Below are 7,960 nucleotides of genomic sequence, written 5' to 3'. Positions count from 1 at the left end.
ACGACCATATCGAGCAGAGAGCAAGCATTAGTAATGCTATGGTGGTGATTCCGACTGACTTGCGCATTTAGAGCTTGTTTAATAATTAATGTTACCGTCAGGGCGGTTATTCGCCGAGCAGATTTTCGCTTGTGATGAGGGAGTTATGGGGTTTCATAACGACCGAGGCACAGGCGAAAAGATGCCGGCGAATGACCGACTGGAGGTAATTTGTTTCATATCGTTGATATATTTTTGCATTTATATCAAAAACGGGTAAGAGGCTGAATGGTTATAAAGTCGCCTTTTGTCTCGTATATCTTGGCCGCTTTTCGTACTGTTTCTCAGTCATGTACATAAAGTACACTCCTTTGTCACATGTAGAAAATCGACTCAAGCTATACGACTCTGGCGGCAACATTTATTATCAAACAAGCTCTTTATCAGTATTCGAAAGTGCCTTTTTCCGATATGATGGTGAGGCGGTTGGCGGCAGCATCTTCGACACGACCTACGATGCGTGCCGGTATGCCCATTGATTCGGATATGGCGATAACGCGTTGGGCGACTTCCGGCTTTACATATATCTCCATACGGTGGCCCATGTTGAATACCTTGTACATTTCCTTCCAGTCGGTGCCTGACTCGCGCTGGATTAGATCGAACAGCGGGGGCACGGGGAATAGATTGTCTTTTACGACATGCTTCCCTTCGACAAAGTGCATTACCTTGGTCTGTGCGCCGCCTGAGCAGTGTACCATGCCATGGATATCAGCGCGCATCTCGTCGAGCAGCTTTTTGATTACCGGAGCATATGTGCGGGTGGGGGAGAGTACGAGCTTGCCGGCATTTACAGGTGCGCCTTCTACGTCGTCGGTCAGACGGCATGTGCCTGAATATACCAGTTCGGCAGGCACCGCATGGTCATAGCTTTCAGGATATTTTTCGGCAAGTTCGTGGCAGAACACATCGTGACGTGCTGATGTGAGGCCGTTGGAGCCCATGCCTCCGTTGTATTCATGTTCGTATGCGGCCTGTCCGTAGCTTGCGAGGCCTACTATTACGTCGCCTCCGGCGATGTTGGCGTTATTTATCACGTCGGCACGCTTCATGCGGCATGTCACAGTGCTGTCGACGATGATTGTGCGTACGAGGTCGCCCACGTCGGCTGTCTCGCCTCCGGTGCTGTAGATGTTCACACCCATGTCGCGCAGTTCCGACAGGAGTTCTTCCGTTCCGTTGATGATAGCGGCGATGACCTCACCCGGTATCAGCATCTTGTTACGTCCGATAGTGGAGCTGACAAGTATGTTGTCGGTAGCGCCCACACACAGAAGGTCGTCGATATTCATTATCAGAGCATCCTGCGCTATGCCTTTCCATACACTCAGGTCGCCTGTCTCGCGCCAGTACATATAGGCGAGGGCCGACTTGGTTCCGGCTCCATCGGCATGCATTATATTGCAGTATTCACTGTCACCGCCCAGATAGTCGGGTATGATTTTGCAGAATGCTTTCGGGAAAAGTCCTTTGTCGACATTCTTGATTGCGTTGTGCACATCCTCTTTCGAGGCTGATACTCCGCGGAGGTCATAACGCTGATTGCTCATATAGATTTATGCTGTGATGTTGGATTGTTATATAAAAAGCAGATATGCCAAAGTTGCTACTGATACTACGAGAAGAGAGTCGATACGGTCGAGAATTCCACCATGGCCGGGGAGGAGGCGTCCTGAGTCTTTCACTCCTACGGTGCGCTTGATGAGAGATTCAATCAAATCGCCCCATGTGGCAAACACGCATACGATAACGCCGAATATTGCCATAAACCATGTGTCAAACAGGAAATATGACGGCCAGATTAATTTTGCAGCGATGCTTGCTATGATACAGAATACCATTCCGCCCCAGAATCCTTCCCATGATTTCTTGGGAGATATGCGCTCGAATAGACGGTGGCGTCCGATGGCCGAGCCGACAAGGAATGCGCCGGTGTCATTGACCCATATGAGTACAAACATCAGCAGAACGAGGTTGGAGCTCAGGGCGTAGATATACTGCATGAGCATCAGAGGAAGGGCGATGTAGAGCTGCGACATCATTGACCGCGCCAGTGATTGCAGAGGCTTCTCCTCTTTTGAGTACAGGGTGTACACAAGGCGTACAAGAATAATCGACAGCCATGTGCCCCATATCTGCATGTAGGCGTAGCGCATCGACATCCATCCGGCTGTAATCAGCGTGAGGGACATGGCCACATCAATCCACATTGATGCCGAGGTCCAGTCGACAGAAGGTGTGACACTGCCGTCGGATTGTCGCTTCAGGTGGCCGAGCGACGTATATTCGATTGTGGCGAGTACGCCCAATGACATACACAATATCCAGAACGGGATTGCTCCTAGCAGTATTCCGGCCAGTATTACAGCTACATATAAAGCGCCTGTGATGGTGCGCAGAATAAAATTTTTCATTATTCAGTTCTTGACACGCAAATTTACAAAACTTTTCTGTAAAAGTGTGGTGAAAGAATTGTCAAAGTACAGCGGGCGCCTGTATGTTGCCTACCGGAGGTAGGGGTTGAATCTCTTTTCCTCGCCGATTGTGGTGGGAGCGCCATGTCCGGGATATACCTTTGTACTCTCGGGAAGGGATAGGAGTTTGCGCCTGATTCCGTCGAGAAGCAGCTGATGGTTGCCGGCTACAAGATCGGTGCGGCCGATGCTACCCTCGAAAAGCACGTCGCCTGTAATGACAAATCCGGATTTGGGGAAATATAGTACGAGGCTGCCCGGTGAGTGGCCCGGGACGCCGAGCACTACAGCCTCTTCGCTTCCGATTGTTATATGGTCGCCGTCGGAAAGCGCTACATTGGCTTCGACCGGCTCGACATTGGTAGCATCAAGTCCGAACATGCGTGCCTGTGCCGGAGCCTGGCGTCCGAGAAATGTGTCGTCGGGCGAGGCTTTCAGTTCGATTCCGTAACGGTTGCGTATATGGGGCACACCGAATGTGTGGTCAACATGCATGTGGGTGTTGACAAGCTGAGTCACGTTGAGTTTCTCTTTCTCGATAAAAGAGTCAAGGACAGCCTCTTCCGATCGGTTAATCATTCCGGGGTCGATTATGGCGGCATCAAGTGTCACAGGGTCCCATACCACGTATGTGTTGACACCGAACATATTAAACTGGAAAGCCTTTATATTCAGCATGGTGGGGTTTATATTTGTGCGTAAATAAGTTTCTTGGTCTTGAAGAACTCTTCGTCAAACCATGTGCTGATCGATTCTTCAATAATATGGCACTTCAGTCCCGACAGTTCTCCGGCGAGTTCTCCTCCCTTGAGTACAATCACTCCGTTGGGGTATCCGTTCCTGCCGCCTTGTGCGATGTTTTTTCTGATAAGAGGTATCATTTCATCGAGGCGCATCACGGCTCTGCTTACTACGAAGTCGTAGCGGCGTCGGCATTCACCGATATCGCCATGCTGGAACGTTACGTTTGTCAGGCCTATCTGTTCGGCGATATCCTGGGCTACGCGTATTTTTTTGCCGATACGGTCAATGAGATGGAAGTTGCACTCAGGCCATAGGATTGCAAGGGGTATGCCAGGAAATCCGCCTCCTGTGCCCAGGTCGAGAAATGTAGTGTCGGGTACGGGATGCAGAAATTTGGCTATACCCAGCGAGTGGAGTATGTGGTGCTCGTAGAGATTTTCGATATCTTTGCGTGATACCACGTTGATTTTTTCGTTCCACTCGGGATACAGGCGGCTGAGAGCCTCCATCTGCGACTGTTGTCGGGGAGTAAGGGTAAAATATTTTTCTATGATTTCTATGCCCATGTAATAACAACAATTATAGGGTGAAAATGTTAGATACCGGTTTCTGCGGGTGGTATAGGGGTGCTGTCGGTCAGCTCGGCGAGCAATGAGTCGGATTCGGGTTCAGGCAACGGGGCTCCGGCTTTTTCTTTTGCTCCCATGTCGCGCAGGCGCCGTGCCGGCACCATAAGGCTCTGACGCCCGTTGATCAGCTTGTTGGCGCTGTCGTTGAATGCCTCTTTGGCTTTGTCGATGCGTGCGCCGATGTCAGTGAAAGTCTTGTAGAAGTCGCCTACACGGCCTATCAGCAGGTTGGCCTCCTCAAATACCTTTCGCTGGCTTTGTGCCTGCACTTCCTGTCGCCATGCCAGATGGATTATGCGCAGTGCGGCAGTGAGATTGCACTCTCCGGAGATAAATACACCCTCTTTCATTGCGTCGCGCCACAGGGTAGGCTCCACACTCATGGCGAGCTGGAGCGCGGCCTCGTTGGGCACGAACATGATGACATAGTCGAGCGACTGCCGGGGGTGGAGTATGTAGCGGCGGTAATCTTTTGCGGCCAGCTCTTTGACGTGGGCACGGATACTTTTCACATGGCGTCGGAGCGCTTCTTCACGCGCCTCTTCCGATTCGGCCCCTGTGTAGTCGAGATATGCCGACAGGCTCACCTTGGCATCGATTATCAGGTCCTTGTTGTCGGAATAGTGGAGTATGACGTCGGGAATCATGCGCTTGTCGGTCGACTCGTTGAGTACAGGTCGGCCGTTTTTGTCGACTATGGTCGACTGTACCTCGTAGTTTATGCCGCGTTTAAGTCCCTGGCTGTCGAGTAGCTCGCTGAGTATCACTTCCCCCCAGTTGCCCTGGGTCTTGTTTTCATGGCGCAGGGCGCGTGCGAGTTTGTCGGCCTCTGCGCCTATGCCGGCGGTGCGCTCCATTATGTCGGAGATGGCCTGATGGAGCGACGCGGTGTTGCGTATGTTTATGTCGCGCGAGGCATCCATGGCCTCTTTCATCTCCTTAATGTGCTGTCGGAGCGGCTGGAGCACATTGTCGATATCGCGGGCGTTGGCACGGTTGAGGTCGGCTGTGCGCGCTGCGAGCAGGTCGGCGGCTGTAGTTTTCAGTTGCTCACGTGCCATGTCAAGCTGTTCGCGAAACTGGGCCGCACGTTCCGATGCCTGCTTCTCGGCAGCTTTCATCATTGCGTCGCGCTGTTCGAGTTCTCTGGCGTGAGATTCCCGGTCGTCGGCAATCCTGGTATTAAGCATCGCTTTCTCTGCCTCAAGAGCGCGGATGCGGCTTTCGGCGGCAGCCTCGGCGCGCCCGGCCTCGGCGCGCAGTTCAGCTATCTCGCGTGCATGGGTGGTCTCGGCCTCAGCTTTGGTCAGGAGAATGGCGTTGCGTTCGGCCGCAGCCTTGCCATGGCCCCAGAGGTGACCGATGACAAGGCCGGCGGCTATGCCTGCTATCAGGTATATCAGGTATGTGAGCATATTGGAGTGAATCAGTCTTTCTTAGTGGGTACTGCCTGAGGCATAGATGGCTCGGCCGGCTGTATTCCATCACGTTGCAGGAGTGCGTCGATTGTGGGTTCCTGTCCTCTGAATCGCTTGTAGAGGGTCATCGGATGCTCGGTGCCACCGCGCATGAGTATGTTTGTACGGAACGAATCGGCAGTCTTCTTGTCAAACAGACCATTGCGCTTGAACATGGAGAACGCATCGGCGTCGAGCACCTCGGCCCATTTGTAGCTGTAATAGCCTGCGGCATAGCCTCCGGCGAATATATGGCTAAACTGGGGAGAGAACATGCAACCGTCTACTTCGTCGAACATTGATACGGATTCAGTGGCTCGGCGTTCAAGTTCGGCAGGATTGTCTACATGAGTGGTGGTGGTGTGCCATGCCATGTCGGTAAGTCCGAATGCGAGCTGACGCAGGCATGCATATCCGGCGCCGAAGCGTGATGTGTCGATAATCTTTTCGACAAGTTCCGACGGGATCGGCTCTCCGGTCTGGTAGTGACGGGCGAATCCGTCGAGGAACTCTTTTTCGGTAAGGTAGTTTTCGTTGAACTGAGACGGGAGTTCCACGAAGTCGCGGTAAACGTTGGTTCCGGACAGTGAGGCATAGTTGGTTGATGCAAAGAGGCCGTGGAGAGCGTGTCCGAACTCATGAAGGAATGTTTCTACCTCATAGGGGGTAAGGAGCGACGGCTTGGTGTCGGTGGGTTTGGTGAAATTCATCACAATAGACACGTGGGGAAGCACAGTGTCGCCCTTTTCATCAATATATTCTTCGCGGAAGTTGGTCATCCATGCTCCGGGACGTTTTGTCTCGCGGGGATAAAAGTCGGTGTATATGACACCCATAACCTTATTCTCCGGGTCGATTACCTCAAAGGCACGCACGTCGGGATGGTAGACCTCGATATCGGGATTCGGACGGAAGGTGACTCCATAGAGACGGGTAGCGAGGCCGAACACACCGTCGATTACGTTGTTGAGCTCGAAATACGGGCGGAGCGCCTCTTCGTCGTATTTGTATTTCGCCTCTTTGAGCTTATTGGCCCAGTAGCTGTAGTCCCAGGCGTTGAGTTTTACCGGCGAACCGGTTGTCTTGGATGCAAATTCGGTGATTTCAGCAAATTCACGCTGCTGGGCCGGACGGTAAGCCTCGGCGAGACGGTTGAGGAGGGCATATACGTTGGCGGTATTTTCGGCCATTGTCTTTTCGAGTCCATAGTCGGCGTATGTTTCCTTTCCGAATAGGGCGGCAATCTGTCGGCGTGTATCGGCGATGTCGCTCATTATCTCCATGTTGGAGTATTCGCCTTTTGTGTTGCGCGAGTTGTACAGGCGGTAGAAGCGCTCGCGTACGGCAGGTGAGTCGGCATACTTCATTACTGCCATGTAGGTAGGCTGGGCGAGTGTGAAGCGGTAGTCGCCCTCGCGTCCTTTCTCTTTGGCCGATAGTGCGGCTGCCTCAAGCACGCTTGCGGGAAGTCCTGCGAGTTCATCGCCCGAGAGCCATATTTCATATGTGTTGAGTTCTTTGAGAACGTTTTGACCGAATTTCGTGGTAAGGTCAGATAGCTTTGATGCCAGGCGGCGGTATTCTTCACGCTGCCGGCCTTCGAGTCCTGCGCCGCTACGGGCGAATGAGTCGTAGGTGCGCTGAAGAAGCATGTCGTCTTCGGGGTTCAGCTTAAGCGATGCGCGGTTGTCGTATACGCTTTTGATTCGTTTCCACAGACCTTGATTGAGTGTGATGCTTGTGGAGTGGTCTGACAGTTTTGATGACAGCCGCATGGAAATTTCCATAAGCTCGTCGTCGCTGTCGGCTGAAAGCAGGGGGTAAAATGTGCTGAGCACCCGGTTGAGGTCGGCTCCGGAGCGTTCGAGAGCCACTATTGTATTGAGGAATGTGGGCTTCTCGGGGTTGTTGACTATTGCGTCGATTTCCTGGTTCTGTAGCTTGATGCCTCGGTCGACGGCAGGCTCGTAGTCTGAATTATGTACACGGCTGAAAGGTATGGTTCCGAGTACGGTAGAGGTGTATTCGGTAAGGAAGGGGTTGTCGGCCGATGTGTTTCCGGCGGCTGCTGCCGCGCTGTTGTGGTTCATAAGCATAATTGTTGAAGCCATGATGGCTGCGGTTAGCTTTTTCATATATGAATCTTAGAGTATTAAATCAATGTTCAGTCTGTCGGAATTTTTGGGAAATCTCATCAGGCTGTCATCTGGGTTAATTTTACAAGAATGACTGAGCATGCAGTATGTTTTCTTTGGTTTGGCTTAATCTGCCAACCTGAAATTAAATGCTCTTAAGTTATATACAAAGTTACGCTTTTTCATGCAGTTTTGCTACCTTTGACCTCATGAAACATCCGTTTGAGGAAAAAGTATATAAAGCTATAGCGCGCGACGGACTTATAGAGGAGGGCGAAACGGTAATCGTTGCTCTCAGCGGCGGCGCTGATTCAGTGGCGCTTCTGTCGGCTATTACATCGCTCGGCTATAAGTGTGTGGCCGCACATTGCGACTATCATCTGCGCGGTGAAGAGTCGGAGCGCGACCGTATGCATGCGGAGTCAATGGCCCGGATGCATGGTGCAAAGTATGTTGAGAAGCACTTTGATGCGTCGTCATAC

General features: G+C 52.1%; 7 protein-coding genes. 1 reads left to right on the top strand and 6 read right to left on the bottom strand.

Annotated elements, in window-relative coordinates:
* Positions 1 to 422: 422 nt before the first annotated feature.
* From K2I50_RS03770 to K2I50_RS03745, 6 genes are all read right to left on the bottom strand, one after another.
* On the bottom strand, positions 423 to 1,589 hold the full coding sequence (locus K2I50_RS03770) for an AIR synthase related protein (protein ID WP_301024902.1): 1,167 nt from the start codon (positions 1,587 to 1,589) through the stop codon (positions 423 to 425).
* A 27-nt stretch (positions 1,590 to 1,616) separates the two neighbouring features.
* Positions 1,617 to 2,453, bottom strand: a complete 837-nt coding sequence (locus K2I50_RS03765; protein ID WP_301024901.1) for a phosphatidate cytidylyltransferase — start codon at positions 2,451 to 2,453, stop codon at positions 1,617 to 1,619.
* 90 nt (positions 2,454 to 2,543) lie between these two features.
* Complete coding sequence (locus K2I50_RS03760) at positions 2,544 to 3,191, bottom strand: MBL fold metallo-hydrolase (RefSeq protein ID WP_301024900.1); 648 nt, start codon at positions 3,189 to 3,191, stop codon at positions 2,544 to 2,546.
* 8 nt (positions 3,192 to 3,199) lie between these two features.
* Complete coding sequence (gene rsmG / locus K2I50_RS03755; protein ID WP_301024904.1) at positions 3,200 to 3,817, bottom strand: 16S rRNA (guanine(527)-N(7))-methyltransferase RsmG; 618 nt, start codon at positions 3,815 to 3,817, stop codon at positions 3,200 to 3,202.
* A 35-nt stretch (positions 3,818 to 3,852) separates the two neighbouring features.
* Positions 3,853 to 5,301, bottom strand: a complete 1,449-nt coding sequence (locus tag K2I50_RS03750) for a DNA recombination protein RmuC (protein ID WP_301024899.1) — start codon at positions 5,299 to 5,301, stop codon at positions 3,853 to 3,855.
* Positions 5,302 to 5,312: 11 nt separating this feature from the next.
* Positions 5,313 to 7,433: a M3 family metallopeptidase gene (locus K2I50_RS03745; protein ID WP_301024903.1), complete on the bottom strand. Its 2,121-nt coding sequence runs from the start codon at positions 7,431 to 7,433 to the stop codon at positions 5,313 to 5,315.
* A gap of 254 nt (positions 7,434 to 7,687) precedes the next feature.
* Between K2I50_RS03745 and K2I50_RS03740 the strand changes: the two genes are divergently transcribed.
* Positions 7,688 to 7,960 (top strand): PP-loop family protein (locus K2I50_RS03740; RefSeq protein ID WP_301024897.1); only part of this gene is annotated, 273 nt, incomplete at its 3' end.

This window comes from Muribaculum sp. (assembly GCF_029051885.1).
In the GTDB taxonomy this organism is placed as follows: Bacteria; Bacteroidota; Bacteroidia; order Bacteroidales; family Muribaculaceae; genus Muribaculum.
Note: the sequence above shows the minus strand (reverse complement) of the source record. Positions and strands in the feature narration are given on the sequence as shown.